The organism is Myxococcus sp. CA056 (genome assembly GCF_013336715.1).
Lineage (GTDB): Bacteria > Myxococcota > Myxococcia > Myxococcales > Myxococcaceae > Myxococcus > Myxococcus llanfairpwllgwyngyllgogerychwyrndrobwllllantysiliogogogochensis.
The window spans coordinates 202016-217853 of the sequence record NZ_JABUMT010000001.1 but is presented as its reverse complement, the minus strand read 5'-3'; the positions used below and the strand labels follow the sequence as shown (position 1 = coordinate 217853).

At 70.6% G+C, this 15838-nt stretch carries 11 protein-coding genes; 9 read left to right on the top strand and 2 right to left on the bottom strand.

What is annotated here, in order from left to right; all coding sequences use genetic code 11:
- The first annotated feature begins 79 nt into the window (after positions 1-79).
- Positions 80-2365, top strand: coding sequence for a D-alanyl-D-alanine carboxypeptidase/D-alanyl-D-alanine-endopeptidase (dacB, locus tag HUA76_RS00925; protein WP_141645561.1), 2286 nt, complete (start codon positions 80-82; stop codon positions 2363-2365).
- 231 nt (positions 2366-2596) lie between these two features.
- Positions 2597-3103 carry a single-stranded DNA-binding protein gene (locus HUA76_RS00920; RefSeq protein WP_141645562.1) on the top strand — a complete coding sequence of 169 codons (507 nt, stop codon included), beginning with the start codon at positions 2597-2599 and terminating at the stop codon, positions 3101-3103.
- 134 nt (positions 3104-3237) lie between these two features.
- Here HUA76_RS00920 and HUA76_RS00915 read toward each other — a convergent pair whose 3' ends face one another.
- Positions 3238-3915, bottom strand: coding sequence for a succinate dehydrogenase (locus HUA76_RS00915; protein ID WP_141645563.1), 678 nt, complete (start codon positions 3913-3915; stop codon positions 3238-3240).
- Between the two features lie 262 nt (positions 3916-4177).
- Between HUA76_RS00915 and HUA76_RS00910 the strand changes: the two genes are divergently transcribed.
- The 7 genes from HUA76_RS00910 to HUA76_RS00880 all read left to right on the top strand — a co-directional run bounded on the left by HUA76_RS00910 (position 4178) and on the right by HUA76_RS00880 (position 14163).
- Positions 4178-5071, top strand: a complete 894-nt coding sequence (locus tag HUA76_RS00910; RefSeq protein WP_174459731.1) for an Hsp33 family molecular chaperone HslO — start codon at positions 4178-4180, stop codon at positions 5069-5071.
- Between the two features lie 34 nt (positions 5072-5105).
- Positions 5106-6137 carry a Glu/Leu/Phe/Val dehydrogenase dimerization domain-containing protein gene (locus HUA76_RS00905; RefSeq protein ID WP_141648593.1) on the top strand — a complete coding sequence of 344 codons (1032 nt, stop codon included), beginning with the start codon at positions 5106-5108 and terminating at the stop codon, positions 6135-6137.
- Between the two features lie 119 nt (positions 6138-6256).
- Complete coding sequence (locus tag HUA76_RS00900) at positions 6257-7000, top strand: phosphoribosyltransferase (RefSeq protein WP_141648592.1); 744 nt, start codon at positions 6257-6259, stop codon at positions 6998-7000.
- A gap of 19 nt (positions 7001-7019) precedes the next feature.
- Positions 7020-8936 (top strand): selenocysteine-specific translation elongation factor, encoded by a 1917-nt coding sequence (gene selB, locus HUA76_RS00895; RefSeq protein WP_174459730.1) that lies wholly within the window; start codon positions 7020-7022, stop codon positions 8934-8936.
- Complete coding sequence (locus tag HUA76_RS00890) at positions 8933-11449, top strand: ATP-binding protein (RefSeq protein ID WP_174459729.1); 2517 nt, start codon at positions 8933-8935, stop codon at positions 11447-11449. Before selB ends, HUA76_RS00890 begins: the two co-directional genes overlap by 4 nt.
- Positions 11446-12891, top strand: coding sequence for a sigma-54 dependent transcriptional regulator (locus HUA76_RS00885; protein ID WP_174454577.1), 1446 nt, complete (start codon positions 11446-11448; stop codon positions 12889-12891). Before HUA76_RS00890 ends, HUA76_RS00885 begins: the two co-directional genes overlap by 4 nt.
- A 426-nt stretch (positions 12892-13317) precedes the next feature.
- A complete protein-coding gene (locus HUA76_RS00880; RefSeq protein ID WP_174459728.1) occupies positions 13318-14163 on the top strand; it encodes a GNAT family N-acetyltransferase in 846 nt (281 codons plus the stop codon).
- A 99-nt stretch (positions 14164-14262) separates the two neighbouring features.
- Here the strand turns inward: HUA76_RS00880 and HUA76_RS00875 are convergent, their stop codons facing one another.
- Positions 14263-15822: an NADH-quinone oxidoreductase subunit N gene (locus tag HUA76_RS00875; protein ID WP_141648587.1), complete on the bottom strand. Its 1560-nt coding sequence runs from the start codon at positions 15820-15822 to the stop codon at positions 14263-14265.
- Between the last annotated feature and the right edge of the window lie 16 nt (positions 15823-15838).

Below are 15838 nucleotides of genomic sequence, written 5' to 3'. Positions count from 1 at the left end.
GTGGACTCCCGCACCCCCTCTCCCTTGCCGTGCTTTCGCGCCCTTCCCCATAATGGCCGCCGACTTCCCCGGAGCGTGCGTGCAGGTTCTTCGAGCCAGACACCTCTTGGCCGCGACGGCCATCGTTTCCCTGCTGCTTCCATACGGCGCCGTCGCGGCGCCGCCTTCCTCCGCCGAGAAGCGCGCGGACCGCGAAGCCCTGCGGACCGCCTTGCTCGAAGTGCTCCAACGCGCCCCGCTCAAGGTGAGCCGGGTGGGCGTGCACATGCAGAGCCTTGATGACGGCACGGTGGTGTTCACCCACAACGCGGACGAGCTGCTCAACCCGGCGTCGAACGTGAAGCTCGTCACGTCCGCGGCGGCGCTGGCGACGCTCGGGCCGGAGTTCCGCTACGACACGGAGTTCCTCGTCGAGCCGGAGCTGCCCGCGGACGGCAAGGTGAAGACGCTCTACGTGCGCGGCAAGGGTGATCCGTCCATCACGACCGAGCGCCTGTGGGGCGTGGTGTCGGAGCTGTGGCACTCGGGTCTGCGCGAGGTGGGGGACATCGTCGTGGACGACTCCTGGTTCGACGCCGAGCGCACGCCGCCCGGGTATGACCAGGAGGACTCGGACCGGGCCTATATGGCGCCCACCGGCGCGCTGAGCCTCAACTGGAACGCGGTGGCCATCTTCCTGCGCCCTGGCGCGAGCCCCGGCGCCAAGGGCACCGTGGAGATGGAGCCGCCGAGCGACTACTTCATCGTGGACAACCAGCTGTCCACCGGCGCGCGGCGCGCGCGACGCGTCTCCGTGACGTCGGACCCGTCCGGCGCCCAGCAGAAAATCGTCGTGCGCGGGCAGGTGCCGGCCGAGCGCGGCGGGGCCGTCAGCGTCTGGAAGAAGATCGACAACCCTCCCATGTACTTCGGCCAGACGCTCAAGCAGCTGTTGAGCACGCGGGGCATGAAGGTGAAGGGCCGGGTGAAGGTGGGCCTGACGCCGTCCAAGGCGCGCACGGTGCACGTGGCCCAGTCGGACACGTTCGACGTGCTGCTCAAGCGCCTCAACAAGCTCTCCAGCAACTTCGTCGCCGAGCAGCTGCTCAAGACGATGGGCGCGGAAGGGCGAGGCCAGCCGGGCTCCTTCACCAAGGGCGTGGAGGTGGTGGAGCAGTTCCTGGAGCGCGACGTGGGCATCTCCCGCGGCACGTACGTGATGAAGAACGGCAGCGGCCTGAACGACGCGAACCGCTTCTCCGCAGCCCAGCTCAACAAGCTGCTCCGTCACATGTCCATCCGCTTCCCCTTCGCGCCGGAGTACCTGTCCTCGGTGCCCATCGCCGGCAAGGACGGCACGCTGAAGTACCGCTTCGAGGGCAGCGACGCGGTGGGCAAGCTGCGCGCGAAGACGGGCACGCTGGAGGGCGTCTCCGCGCTGAGCGGCTACGTGACGAGCGCGGGCGGTGAGCGCTTCTCCTTCTCCATGATGGTGAACGACTTCGCCGGCCGTGCCGGGCCCATCGTCGCGGGCCTGGATGCGCTGGGCGCGGCGGTGGCGGCCACGGGCTCCAGCCTGGGGCCTTCCAGCGCGGTGGCGTCCCTGGCGGACGGGGGCAAGCCGTCGGGCGCCATCGACGACGTGGCCGCCCGCATCAAGACGTACCTGGACCTGGGCCGGCAGAGGGACCAGCGCAACCTGGGCTTCCTGCGCACGGCGTGGCGCAGCGAGAGAGACCCTGCGGTGCGCGCGGTGCTGGCGGAGAGCCTCTACCAGTCCAACCCGCATGACTACCTGGGCGCGCGCACGCTCCTGGACAGCTACTCGGCGGGCAACGACGTGTATGGCCGACTGAGGGAAGTGGCGCGGGTGTTGTCCGTGGAGGTGCCCGGCGTCACCAGCATGGTGGAGCTGGCGGCGGGCGGTAACACGGAGGCGCTGGCCCGGGTGCTGGAGCTCGCGGGCGCCACGGGTGTGGATGCCCAGGCGCAGGCGGAGATGTCCGTCGCGCTGGGCGAGGTGGCTCGCACGGCGCCGGAGGAGCTGGTGGTGGCGCTGCGCGCGTCTTCACCGGCGGACCGCGAGGCGGCCTCGACGCTGCTGGCCCGCGCGCTGGTGCAGGCGGGGCAGGCGGACCATCCCTTCTGGAAGTCGCTGCGCCGGCTGCAGGGCGCGGCGGACCCCCAGGTGGCCGCCTTCTCCAAGGGGCTGGACTCCACGCTGTCGCAGAAGGTGGCGGAGGCCAAGGCGCCCCGTCCGTCCGAGGGCGGCGCTCCGGTGCAGGTGGTGGCGCCGGCGGGAGGCGCGTCGTCCCCTACGCCCCCGCGTTCCACGGGCAGTGCCCCTGATGCGTCGCGCACCGCGGAGACGCGTCCGGGCGGGTAGCACCCGGTGGGCGGGTGCCACCTCCCAGGTGGTGCCCTCCCGCACCTTTCCACCGTCGCCTCCCTGCCTGCGGGGCCGCCGTCCGGGCGGGCCCGGGGCCCGGGGTCCGCCTTCTGGAAATGTCAGGCCGCACTGCTATACGTCGGAGGCAACCTGCCAGGGCTGATGCTCGGCGGGCAGTTTCCCCGCCGTGGTGGTGGGGAACTCGACGGAAAGACAGAGGGAGCAGTCATGGCTGGAGGCGTGAACAAGGTCATCCTCATCGGCAACCTGGGTGCGGACCCCGAAGTGCGGTTCACCCCGGGCGGTCAGGCGGTCGCGAACTTCCGCATCGCCACCAGCGAGAGCTGGCAGGACAAGAACGGCCAGAAGCAGGAGCGGACCGAGTGGCACCGCATCGTCGTCTGGGGAAAGCTCGCGGAGCTCTGCGGCGAGTACTTGAAGAAGGGACGGCAGTGCTACGTCGAGGGCCGCCTGCAGACTCGCGAGTGGATGGATAAGGAGAACCGGAAGAACTACACCACGGAAGTCGTGGCCAACGCGGTGACGTTCCTGGGCGGTCGTGACGCCGGGGAAGGCGCGGGTGGCGGTGGTGGGGGTCGCCGGCAGTCCGGTGGTGGCGGGCAGCCGCGCGGCATGGACAACAACGACTACGGCCAGCCGCCTCCCATGGATGACGGCATGGGCGGTCCCTCCGGCGGTGGCGGCGGCAACAACGAGGACGACATCCCGTTCTGAGCGCCGCCCGTCGCGCGGCACTCCAGAAACGAACCGGCCGCTCCCCAGAAAGACTTGGGGGCGGCCGGTGTGCTTTCAGGGCTGGAACGACGGGAGCGGGTGCGCCCGCGCGAGGGGCTTCCCGCTCCGGAGCTTTACGAGCCCGAGGGGCCGAAGGCGGCGCCCGCGGTGTAGAGCGCGTAGATGACGCTCCAGCTCATCGCCGTCAGCAGCAGGAAGAGGATGATGGAGACGGGCTCGAAGCGGCGCATGGCGCGCTCGCTGCCCAACAGGCCCCAGCCCATGGCGAAGCCCTGGAGGCCGTTGGCCAGGTGGTACGCGGTGCCCAGCGTGCCCAGCAGGTAGACGATGAGCGTGGGGCCGTGGAAGCGCATCTCCCGGGCGATGTCGGAGAACGCCTCCGGGTGTCCCGCCACCAGCCGGGGCTGCAGGAAGGCCAGCCAGATGTGCGCGCCGAGGAAGGCGAGCACGCCCAGGGCGCTCACGCGCTGGAGGATGAACTTGAAGTTGCCGTAGTTGTTGTACCGGTTGTTGTTCGGCCGGAAACTGAAGAGCCGGACCAGGCCCCAGCCGGTGTGGAACAGCAGCGGCAGCATGACGATGATGAACGTCAGGGCCTGCGAGTACGGGTTGGCGTACGTGGTGACGGACTTCTCCCACGCGGCCGCGCCGTTGAACGCGGAGAGGTTGTCCCACAGGTGGTTGACGACCCAGAACGTCAGGGGCACCACCGCGAGGAACGAGCCCAGGCGGGACTTGAGGAGCGGAGTCTTCGTTGAAACGGCGTCGGCTGTGGCGGCCTGGGTGCTCATCGGGTCTCCAGCGATGGCGCGCGGGCAAGTGGCCGCGCCCCAAGTCAAAGTCGGGTGACTGTCGGAGGGCGGTTTATAACCGTTCCGGCCAGGACGCTGGATTTCTTCCGCCTCCCCGCATGGCAGCCGTCGCGCATGGAGGCATAAGCCTGGCCTTATGCGTCACCCTGGGTGGCCCTGCTGCCGGGCCGGCATGCGACGGGGCGTCCGCCTTCCGACGTTGGCGGGCACGACGGGCTCGGGCACGCTAAGTCGCTCTGCCATGTCCGATGAGCTCGTCAGTGGATTGCTGAAGAAGTCCGATGTGCGCGTGGTGCTGGCGCTCACCACGGACCTGTCCCGCCAGGCCCGCGCCACCCACCACACGGCCCCCGCCGCCGCGGCGCTGCTGTCCCAGGCGCTCACCGCCGCCGCCCTCCTGGGCGCGCTCCAGAAGGGCGACTCCCGCGTCAACCTCCAGGTGGAGTGTGACGGGCCGCTGCGGGGCCTCTTCGTGGACGGCGACACGTCCGGCCTCGTGCGGGGCTACGTGAAGAACACCCTCGTGGAGTACGTGGGCGGTGGCGGCGACCAGTACCTCTGGCGCCCCGTGCTGGGGAACAAGGGCTTCCTGTCCGTGCTGCGGGATTTGGGCGGAGGCGAGCACTACCGCTCGTCGGTGGAGCTGGAGCACTTCGACCTCGCCGCCGACCTGGAGCGCTACTTCCATCAGTCGGATCAGCTCCCCTCGCGCCTGGTGCTTGCGCAGCTGCCGGCCCAGGTCGACGGCAAGACGGAGTCCCTGGGCGTGGTGGCCGGCCTGCTCATCCAACCCTTGCCCGGCGCGGACCTGGAGGCCTTCCAGGCGCTCGGTGAGCGGCTGCGTCATGACGCCCCGTCGGTGCTCCTGACGCACGCGGCGTCGGGTGGGGCCGCGGTGTTGCGCGCGCTGTTGCCGGAGGCGGACTTCGAGGTGATGTCCCGCTATCCGCTGCGCTTCGGCTGCTCGTGCAGCGAGGACCGCGTGAAGCGCGCGCTGCTCGCGATGGGACGCGAGGAGCTGCAGGACCTCCTGGAGAAAGAAGGACAAGCGGAAGCAACGTGTCAATTCTGTACGACGCGCTATGTCATTCCAGGAGAGGAAATTCGAAGCATGCTGGCGAGCGGCACGGTTTGACTTGGGTGCGTGGCCTCGGTAGAGGCCGCGCGCCATGAGTTACTTCACGCAATTGCTCGAGGGCGGCTACGAAGCCGTCCATCTGCTCAGCGACTCCCGGACGGGCCTGAGGGCCATCGTCGGAATGCACAACACGCGGCTCGGTCCCGGGCTGGGGGGTACGCGCGCGTTGGCGACGTACACCAGCGAGGAGGAGGCCGTCGCGGACGCACTCCGGCTGGCGCGAGGCATGACCTACAAGGCGGCGCTGGCGGGCCTGCCGCACGGCGGTGGCAAGGCCGTCATCATGCTGCCGCGTGGCAACTTCGACCGGGCGAAGCTGTTCGAGTCCTTTGGTCGCGCGGTGGAGTCGCTCGGCGGCCGCTACATCACCACCGAGGACAGCGGCACCAGCACGGACGACATGGAGCACGTGCGCAAGCACACCAAGAATGTCGTCGGCCTGAAGGAGCGCAGCGGAGACCCGTCGCCGGTGACGGCGTACGGCGTGGCGCGCGCGATGGAGGCCACGGCGAAGCACGTCTTCGGCCGGCCGGACCTCAAGGGGCTGCGCGTCACGGTGCTGGGCGTGGGCCACGTGGGCATGTACCTCGTGAAGGAACTGCACGAGCGCGGCGCGAAGGTCTGGGTGAGCGACATCAACGCCCAGAGCGTGGCGCACGCGGTGAAGGAGTACGGCGCCACGGCGGTGGACGCGGACACCCTGCACCGCATGGAGGCGGACGTGTACGCGCCCTGCGCGCTGGGCGGCGCCATCAACGACGCCACGCTGCCGCTCTTGAAGGTGAAGGCGGTGTGTGGAGCGGCGAACAATCAGCTGCTCACCATGCGACACGGCGAGCAGCTCGCCAGCCGAGGCATCCTCTACGTGCCGGACTACGCGGCCAACGCCGGGGGCCTCATCAACGTGGCCCAGGAGTGGGCGGGGTATGACCGGGAGAAGGCGTATGCCCGGGCGGCGAACATCTTCGACACCATCGACACGGTGCTGCGGCGCGCGAAGGAGTCCGGTCTTCGTCCGGAGCAGGTCGCCGACCGGATGGTGGAGGAGAAGCTGGCGGCCTGAGGTGGGCCGGCACCTCGACGTGTCTTCGGACGCGTCGAGGACGGGGACTTCAGCGGGATGTGGCCAGGGCGCGGTCCTCGGGGTATGACGGGGCCGCACCCCAGCCGGAGCTCACCGCCGTGGCCACCAAGCGGGCAGCGCCCGGGCCCAAGGCCCAGGGCAAGCGCAAGCCCACCGCGAAGTCCTCCTCGAAGAAGACTTCTCCGAAGTCTCGTGTCGCGCCGTCGTCGGCGTCGTTGTCCGCCGCGGAGCGCAAGCAGGCGCAGAAGCTCGTCTCCATTCCCGTGGACCTGGTGTTGGCGCCGCAGGTGGAAGCGCCGCGTCAGCCCACTGGCAAGGACCAGTCGCGCAAGCGCTCCGCGGGCGTGAAGGAGCTGACGTGGGCGGACTTCGACCGCGCCGTGCACCACCTGGCCGACGCCATCCGCAAGACGTTCAAGCCGGAGGCGGTGGTGGGTGTGGCCCACGGCGGCGTCTTCGTCGGGGGCGCGCTGTCCTCGGCGTTGGGCTGCGCGTTCTTCCCGGTGCGCATCAGCCGTCGCAGCCGGGACAGGGGTGACGAGGGGCGTCCGAAGGGCGGCCCCAAGACGAGCGGGGAGATGCCGCGCGAGCTGAAGGGCAAGCGCGTGCTCATCGTCGACGACGTGGCGTCCAGCGGCGACACGCTGTCGCTGGCCACGGCGCTGGCGCGTGAGGCGGGCGCCACCAAGGTGTCGACGGCGTGCCTCATCGCGAAGCCGGAGGGGTTCGCCCCGGACTTCGCCGGGCTGACCACGGGCTCGCTCGTCGTCTTCCCGTGGGACTACGCGCCTGGCGCGGGCGACGCGCGCTTCGAAGAGGACCCGGACAAGGCGGGGGCGTGAGCGGTGCCGTGGTGAGGCGATGATTGTCGGCACCGCGGGCCACATCGACCACGGCAAGACGTCGTTGGTGAAGGCCCTCACCGGCATCGACACGGACAGGCTCCAGGAAGAGAAGCGTCGGGGCATCACCCTGGAGCTGGGCTTCGCGCACCTGACGCTGGATGACGGCACGGTGGCGGGCGTGGTGGACGTGCCCGGCCACGAGCGCTTCGTGAAGGCGATGGCCGCGGGCGCTGGCGGCGTGGACCTGGCCGTGCTGGTGGTGGCGTCGGACGAGGGCGTGATGCCCCAGACGCGCGAGCACCTGGACATCTGCCGGCTCCTGGGCGTGCGCGCCGGTGTTGTCGCCCTCACCAAGTCGGACCTGCTGGCGGAGCCGGGGCCGGAGTGGCGCGTGCTGGTGGAGGCGGACCTCGCCGCGCTCACCACGGGCTCGTTCCTGGAGGGGGCGCCGGTGGTGCCCTGCTCGACGCGCACGGGGGAGGGACTGGACGCGCTGCGCACCGCGCTCAGCCGCGCCGCCGGGGCGCTGGCGAAGCGTCCCTCCGAGGGGCCGACGTTCCTCCCGGTGGACCGCGTCTTCACGCTGAAGGGCTTCGGCACGGTGGTGACGGGCACGTTGCTGTCGGGCACGGTGGCGGTGGACGACGCGGTGTCGCTGTTGCCGGGACAGCCGGGCCCGTTGCGTGTGCGCGGCGTGCAGGTGCACGGGCGGGCGGTGGAGAAGGTGGAGGCCGGGCAGCGCGCGGCGGTGAACCTGCCGGGCGTGGAGGCGGAGTCACTCCACCGAGGTCAGGTGCTGACGCGCGCCGGAGAGCTGCCCGAGACGCGCATGCTGGACGTGGAGTTGACGCTGCTGCCGACGGCGGAGTCGCCGCTGCCGCGTCGCCGGAAGCTGCTGTTGCACCTGGGCACCTCCCAGGTGGAGGCCACGGTGGCGCTGCTGGACGTGGAGCGGCTGGAGCCCGGCGAGACGACGCTGGCGCAGCTCCGGTTGGAGGCTCCGGTGGCGGCGCTCGTGGGCCAGCGCTTCATCCTCCGGGGCTCGCGCGCGCTGCCGGGGCGGGGCGCGACGCTCGCGGGCGGACGCGTGCTGTCGATTGTGCCCCCCCGGCGCCGCAAGGGGGGCTCGGCGGTGGTGGCGCCGTTGCGAGAGGCGGACCCGGCGGGGCAGGTGGCCTGGTTGCTGCGGCAGGCGGGCTATCGCGGACTGACGCAGCAGGAGCTGTTCGGCCGCTCCGGGCTGGGGCCTCGGGTACTGACGCGCGCGCTGGAGCTGTCGGGCACGCGGGGCGCGGCGTTGCTGCTGGACCGCGAGAAGCGGCTGTATCTGTCCGGCGAGGTGTTCGAGGGACTGCAGGGGCGAGCGCTCGCATTGCTGGCCGCATTCCATGAGCGCGAGCCCTTGCGCGAGGGCCTGTCCCGAGAGGAGCTGCGGCAGCGCCTGTCGTCCGAGCTGGACGCTCGCGCCTTCCAGCGGGTGTTGCAGGGACTGGGGGACACCGGGAAGCTGGAGGTGGACCGGGACCTCGTGCGTCTGAAGGGGCGCGGCCGTGCATTGTCGCTGGGGGACGAGGCGGCCCGGGCGCGGCTCGCCGCGGAGCTGTCCGCGACGGGACTGGCCCCGCCCACGGAGGGCGAGCTGTCCCAGAAGCTCCAGCTCCCGGTGCCCCGCCTGCGAGAGCTGATGAAGGTGCTGGTGGCCGAGGGGAGGGTGGTGAAGGTCAGCGAGGAGCTGTGCTTCGACGCGGCGGCGCTGGGCGCCCTTCGGGAGCGGCTGGTTGCCCACCTGCGCGAGAAGAAGGAAATTACCACCCAGGCCTTCAAGGAACTGGTGGGACAGAGCCGCAAGTTCGTCATCCCTCTGTCCGAGTACTTCGACCGGGAGAAGGTGACGCTCCGGGTGGGCGAGAAGCGGGTGCTGCGTCGCGGATGAGCACGAGGCATTACAGCGAGGCGTCGCTGCGCGCCTTCATCGAGCCCTTCGCCAACCCCGTGCTCGCGGTGGTGGACGGACGGGTGTTCGCCGCGAATGACGCGTACCTCGCGCTCCTGGGGCTTCCCCGGGAGCGAGTCGAGGGGCGCTCCATCATGGACTTCGTCCAGCCGGAGGACCGCAGCAGGCTGGTCGAGCGCTACCGCCTGCTGGAGTCCGGCGTGCCCATGGAGGCGGCGACGCAGCTGTACCAGGTTCCCTCGGCGGACGGCGTCACCCGCGAGGTGGCCCTCTACGCGTCCCATCTCTCGCTCGAGAGCGGGGGGCGGGCGCTGCTGCTCAACCTGCTTCCCATGGTGGACCGGCCCACCGAGCTGTCCGTGGCCGAGCGACTGGTGGAGACCTCCGCGGGCCTCGTGTCCGCGCACTCCGAGGACGCGGTGCGCCGCGTCGCGCTCAAGGGCCTGGAGGCCGCGGGCTTCCGGGTGCGGCTGTTGCGGTGGGACGGCATGCGGCTGCATGCGCTCGACGGGGGGCCTCCTCCGGTGGACGTGTACCTGGGGCTGGAGGCGCTGTCGGACGGGCGCCCTGTCTTCGGTGGCGCGGAGCGGGCCTCGCCCACGCACGTGTACCTGCCGGTGGGGGGGCCCCAGGTGGAGGTGCTGCGCGTGGAGGGCCCGTGGGTGGCGCCTCGCCACGGCTCGGTGCTGACGCTCTTCGCCAAGGTGGTGGGGGCGGCGCTGACGGACGCGCGTGTGCAGGCGGACAGCACCCGCAGCCGGTGGGAAGTGGGCGCCGTCGCGGAGATGGCGCGCTTCGTGGCGCGGCCGATTCCCCCCACGCCAGAGGACTTCCTGTCGCGCGTGTCGGAGCTGCTGCTGGCGGAGGCCGCCGTGCTGCACCTGACGAGCGGCGAGGAGGGGCCGCTGGAGCTGACCGCCCACTTCGGGCTGGCGGAGAGCGGTGTCTCCCCGGGGGCCGTGGACCGCCTGAGCCGGGTGATGGGGGCCTCGGTGCCGGACGCCCTGGATGGAGACCTCACCACGGAGGCCCAGGCGGCGGTGCTGCGCGAGGTCTCCGGCGGCGCGCTGGGCAGTGGCGCGGCGGTGCGGCTGGCTCGGGGCGGAGAAATCTGTGGGGTGCTCCAGGTCCTTCGTGCTCCGGACCGGCCCTTCGACGCGCGGGATGTGCGGCTGCTCGGGACGTTGTCGGAGTTGCTGGTGACGCTGCTGGAGCAGCGGCGGCTGCGCTCGGAGTCCGGGCGGCAGCTCACGGAGACGCGCCTGCTGTTGGACCTGGCCCGCACCACGTCGGGCGTGCTGGAGACCTCCAGCATCCTCGACGTGGCCTCGGACTTCCTGGTCCACCTGCTGGACGTGTCCAACTGCTACATCATGCTGTACGACGAGAGCGCCAAGGTGCTCCGGGGCGCCGCGGCCTCCGCGGCCCATCGCGACTTCTTCCGCACGGTGGTGTTGTCGCTGAGCAGTGACAGCGTGGCGGCCCGGGCCGCGCGCGAGCGGCGGCCGGTGGCCATCGAGGACGTGGAGGCCTCTGGCGGAGGCTTCAACCCGCAGCTCGTCCAGCGCTTCGGCGAGAAGGCGCTCCTGGCGTTGCCGCTCACCTCGCGCGAGGAGCTCATTGGCGTGGTGTTGGTGGACGACACGCGGCGCACCCGGGGCTTCAGCCCCCAGCTCGTCGAGCTGGCGGAGGCCACGTGTGGCCAGCTGGCGCTCTCCATCGCCAACGCGCGCCTGTACGAATCGCTGTGGGCCAGCTACGCGGAGCTGGCCGCCACGCGCGCGGAGATGGTGAAGCGCGAGCGACTGGCGGCGCTGGGCGAGCTGTCCGCGATTGTCGCGCACGAGGTGCGCAACCCGCTGGGCGTCATCTTCAACGCGGTGGCGTCGCTGCGCCGGCTGCTGGAGCCCGCGGGTGACGCGGGCATGCTGCTGGACATCCTGGGCGAGGAGAGCGACCGCCTCAACCGCATCGTCGGCGACCTGCTGGACTACACGCGCCCCAGGAACCCGGTGCTCCAGCACGAGGACCTGGGCCGCGTGCTCCAGGACTCACTGGAGGCGGCGCGCGTGCAGGGCGGTGGCACGGACCGGCCCGTGCAAATCGATTCGGAGGTGGAGCCCGGCTTGCCGCCGGTGCCCATGGACCGCAGGCTCATCCGCCAGGCGCTCGTCAACGTGGCCGTCAACGCGATTCAGTCCATGCCGCAGGGCGGGAGGGTGCAGGTGCGGGCTCGACGGGAGGCGCATGGTGGGCGTGAGCAGCTGCGCATCGACGTGGCGGACCAGGGGCTGGGCATTCCCGCCGAGCTGCTCCACCGCGTCTTCGAGCCCTTCTTCACCACCAAGGCGCAGGGCACGGGCCTGGGCCTGGCTGTCGTCAAACGTATCCTCGAGGAACATCGAGGCGAAATCGCCGTGGACAGCGTCCCCGGTCGCGGTACCACCTTCACTTTCCGCCTTCCCCTCTCGCAGCCCCCGTCCTTCCCATGACTGACGCGAACACCCCGCCGTCCCGTGGACGCATCCTCGTCGTGGACGACCAGCGCAACATGCGCGCGACCACCGCGTTGCTTCTGCGCGCCGAGCACTACACCGTCTTCGAGGCGGGCACGGGTGAGGAGGCCCTGGCCCACCTGTCGGGCGGCAGCATGGACCTGCTGCTGACGGACTTGAAGATGGAGCCCATGGACGGGCTGACGCTGCTCAGGCGCGCGCTGGAGGTGGCCCCCCGTCTCCAGGTCATCATGATGACGGCCTTCGGCTCCATCGAGAGCGCGGTGGAGGCGATGCGGCTGGGCGCCTACGACTACGTCACCAAGCCCTTCAAGGAGAGCGAGCTGCGCTACCGCGTGGAGCGCGCCCTGGAGCGCGCGCGCCTCCTGCGCGACGTGGACAACCTCGCCACCGACTTCAACCAGCGCCACGGCCTGTCCGCGCTGGTGGGACGCAGCGCGGCCATGAGGGACCTCACCTCGCGGCTGATGCGCGTGGCGCAGAGCGACGCCACCGTGCTCATCCAGGGCGAAAGCGGCACCGGCAAGGAGCTGGTGGCCCGGGCGCTCCACGCGCACAGCCGTCGCAAGAGCCGCTCCTTCGTGCCCGTCAACTGCGCCGCCATCAGCGAGTCCCTGCTGGAGAGCGAGCTGTTCGGCCATGCGAAGGGCGCCTTCACGGGCGCGGTGAAGGCGCGCCGCGGCCTCTTCGAGGAGGCCGATGGCGGCACGCTCTTCATCGACGAGGTGACGGAGACGAGCCCCACCTTCCAGTCCAAGCTGCTGCGCGCCCTCCAGGAGGGTGAAGTCCGCCGCGTGGGCGAATCCACCGCGCTGCGCGTGGACGTGCGCACCGTCGCCGCCACCAACCGAGATATCGAAGTGGAGGTGCGCGAGAAGCGCTTCCGCCAGGACCTCTACTACCGCCTCAACGTGGTGACGCTGCGCGTGCCCCCCCTGCGCGAGCGTCTGGAGGACGTGCCCGCGCTCGCCGAGCACTTCCTGGAGCGCGCCAACGCCCGCAGCCCCAACCCCCGGCGCCTGTCCGCCTCCGCCGTGACGCACCTGATGGGCTACGACTTCCCTGGCAACGTGCGCGAGCTGGAGAACCTGGTGGAGCAGGCCGCCGCGCTCGCCGAAAGCGACGAGCTGCTGCCCGAGGACTTCCCGCTGCGCCAGGCCCGCCTGCCGCCCGCGCACGGCTCATCTGGCCTCAGTTCCCTGGACGGGCAACTGGGCCTGGGCTCGGGCACGAGCGGAGGCCCCACGCTGGCCCAGGTGGTGGAAGAGGCCGAGCGCCGCGCCATCGCCCAATCCCTGGAGCGCCATGGCGTGGACCTTGCCCGTGTCGCGGACGAGCTGGGCGTCTCCTCCACCACGCTGTGGCGGAAGATGAAGCGCCTCAACCTCCGCCCGCCCAGCGAGGCGGTCCGGGAGTAGGGTGGAGTTGGACGTGTAACTTTTGCGCACCTGTGGATTCAGATCCGAAATGAACGAGGTTCATCGGTGAAAAACACAGGCGCTTGAAATCATTGAGAATTTTCAGTTCTGCAAGTCGATTTCAGGGCTGCAATGCAATCGCCGAGGTTGGCCAGTGTCGGGTGGACCTCTAAGTGCCTGAGAAAACTGGAGTTTGTCTCAAAACGACTCTTGGCACGACGACTGCTATAGCTCCACGCGGGACACATCGAAGCGAGGCTGAAGGCGGTTCCCCCCCACCCCTTCAGCACTTCCGGTGAGTCACCTTCAGAAGACCCGCGGCCCGACCCTCCCCTGTGGAGTGTCGGGCCGCCTTCTTTTGTGCTGTTGGCCGTTGAAATCCGCCCGCGTCGGTGTTCGCTCCATCCTTCTGCGGAGGAATGCCTGATGGCGGTGGAAGCGCGACGGCAGCCGAGTGCGTGGGCCCTGAGGCCTGGCCGGGCCTCTGACTACGAAACCTACGTGAGGTTGTTCGCGGAGCTGGGGGTGGACGAACCACCTCCGTCCGCCTCCATGTGGGCCCATGAGGTGGCCCCCCGCACCCTGCTGGTGGACGGGCCGGGTGGGGTGGAGGGGTACACGTCGACGGACGCGCTGGGAGAGCTGGGCTACGTGGGGCAGTTGGTGGTGGCGCCCTCCGCGCGTCGGCGGGGGTTGGGGCGCTGGTTGATGGAGCGGGTGGCGGAGCGCTTCCGGGAGCAGGGCTGTCGGAGCTGGGCCCTCAACGTGAAGCGGGACAACGTCGCGGCCCTGGGGCTGTACACCTCGCTGGGCATGAGGCGCGCGCGCCAGGGCATCAACCTGAAGGTGACGCGAGCCCAGGTGGCCGCGCTTCCGCCCGTGCCTGGCGGGCTGGTGGTGGTGCCCCTGGAGGCAGGTGACTGGGCGCCGCTGACGGGGGCCTTCGGGATGATGCCGGGCAAGCTGGCGCGCTACGCGACGCTGGCCTCGCACCGACTGCTGCGGCTGGCGCGCGAGGATGGTGTGGAGGAGGCGCCGCTCGGGATGATGGACGTGCGCTCGGGTGGCGCGGTGTTGTTTCCCTTCTTCGCGGCCTCACTGCCTCATGCGCGGGCGCTGCTGGAGGGCGCCTTCTCGCTGTTGGGGGCCTCTCGCGAGTCGATGGGCGTGGTGGTGACGGATGACGCGCCACTGGAGCGACTCCTGCGCGACGCGGGAGCCGCCGTGAGCCTGGAGACCTTCGAGCTGCGTGGAGCGCTTCCGGAGCCGTAGCGCGCGCTTCGTCGCGGGCCCCGGAAAAGACGACGCCCGCCCGAGCACGAGGCCGGGGCGGGCGTGGGAACAACCACGGGGCAGGCAGCCCCGCGAGGGCTACTGGCCGAAGATGCTGCTGGCCTGCTCCAGCCACGCGGTGATGGGGCCGGGGAGGATACCGAACACCACCACGGCGGCGGTGGAGAGGACCAGCGCCAGCTCCGTGGACCAGCTCCGCTCGAGCGGCTGGGCGCCCTCGGGCACGGGCCGCATGAACATGTAGACCACCACGCGCAGGTAGTAGTAGGCGCCCGCCGCGCTGGCGAGCACGCCGACGATGGCCAGGCCGATGAGGCCCGAGTCCACCGCGCTCTGGAAGATGAGCAGCTTGCTCATGAAGCCGATGGTGGGAGGAATCCCGCCCAGCGACAGCATGAAGGTGGCCATGGCCACGGCCCAGCCCGGACGGCGCTGCGCCAGCCCGCTGAACCGCTCCAGGTCCCACGCGGTTCCCTTCTCCTCGTCCTCGCGGCGCTCCAGCACGGACACCAGGGTGAAGGCACCCACGGCGCTGAAGGTGTAGGCGAGCAGATAGAAGAGGATGCCGCGCAGCGCCTGCGAGCGGGCCAGCTCCACCGGCGAGCCACCCGTCAGCTCGGACGGGCCGAGCAGGCGGAACTGCTCGCCCGGCGCGGTGACGAACAAGGCCGCCACGCCCACCAGGAGGTATCCGGCGTGGGCGATGGACGAGTACGCCAGCATGCGCTTCACGTTGCGCTGCGGAATCGCCAGCAGGTTGCCCACCACCATGGTGAGGAAGGCGAGGGTGGAGAACAGCACCAGCGGCAGGTGCGGGTCGATTCCCTTGCCCAGCGTGAGGAACACGCGCACCAGCGCCGCGAAGGCCGCGGCCTTCACGCCCGCGCTCATCAGCGCGGTGACGGGGGTGGGGGCACCCTCGTACACGTCCGGCGTCCACATGTGGAAGGGCACCGCGGCGACCTTGAAGGCGAAGCCGGAGCCCAGGAGGATGAGGCCCGCGTAGACCAGCGCCGGCTGGGTGGCGAGCGCGCCGGACAGCGGGCCCACCATGGCCGTCAGCTTCGTGGTGCCGGTGGCGCCGTACAGGAGCGCCGCGCCGTACAGCAGCACCGCGGAGGAGAACGCGCCGAGGATGAAGTACTTGAAGCCCGCCTCGCTCGGCCGCGTGCCACGTCGCAGGTACGACGTGAGCGCGTAGGTCGCGATGGAGAGGACCTCCAGGTTGACGAAGAGGGTGATGAGCTCGTTGGACATCGCCAGCAGGCTCATGCCCGCCGCGGCGAAGAGCATCAGCGCGTAGAACTCACCGCGCTCAGCCCCGCGCTTGCGCAGGAAGCTCACCGAGCTCAGCGCCGCCAGGCCCAGGCCCACGCACACCACGAAGGTGAGGAAGCTGGAGAAGGGGTCCAGCACGCCGAAGCCGAGGAACGCCTCGTGCGCCGGCTCGAACATGGAGGCCACGGCCACGGCGCCCGCCGCCACCGCCGCCACCACGGTGAGCACGGCCTGGTAGGAGCGCGACGCGGTGGCGCTGAGGAACACCTCCGACAGGAGCAGGATGCAGGCTCCCACCACCAGGATGATGGCGGGAATCAGCGGGAGGAAGTCTGCCAGGGTGAGATTGGGCAGGATCATGTCGTGGGCTCAGGCG

Coding starts and splice junctions, on each gene's coding strand:
- HUA76_RS00920 (WP_141645562.1), top strand. CDS start 2,597: ATGGCTGGAGGCGTGAACAAGGTCATCCTCATCGGCAACCTGGGTGCG.
- HUA76_RS00915 (WP_141645563.1), bottom strand. CDS start 3,915: ATGAGCACCCAGGCCGCCACAGCCGACGCCGTTTCAACGAAGACTCCG.
- HUA76_RS00910 (WP_174459731.1), top strand. CDS start 4,178: ATGTCCGATGAGCTCGTCAGTGGATTGCTGAAGAAGTCCGATGTGCGC.
- HUA76_RS00905 (WP_141648593.1), top strand. CDS start 5,106: ATGAGTTACTTCACGCAATTGCTCGAGGGCGGCTACGAAGCCGTCCAT.
- selB (WP_174459730.1), top strand. CDS start 7,020: ATGATTGTCGGCACCGCGGGCCACATCGACCACGGCAAGACGTCGTTG.
- HUA76_RS00890 (WP_174459729.1), top strand. CDS start 8,933: ATGAGCACGAGGCATTACAGCGAGGCGTCGCTGCGCGCCTTCATCGAG.
- HUA76_RS00885 (WP_174454577.1), top strand. CDS start 11,446: ATGACTGACGCGAACACCCCGCCGTCCCGTGGACGCATCCTCGTCGTG.
- HUA76_RS00880 (WP_174459728.1), top strand. CDS start 13,318: ATGGCGGTGGAAGCGCGACGGCAGCCGAGTGCGTGGGCCCTGAGGCCT.
- HUA76_RS00875 (WP_141648587.1), bottom strand. CDS start 15,822: ATGATCCTGCCCAATCTCACCCTGGCAGACTTCCTCCCGCTGATTCCC.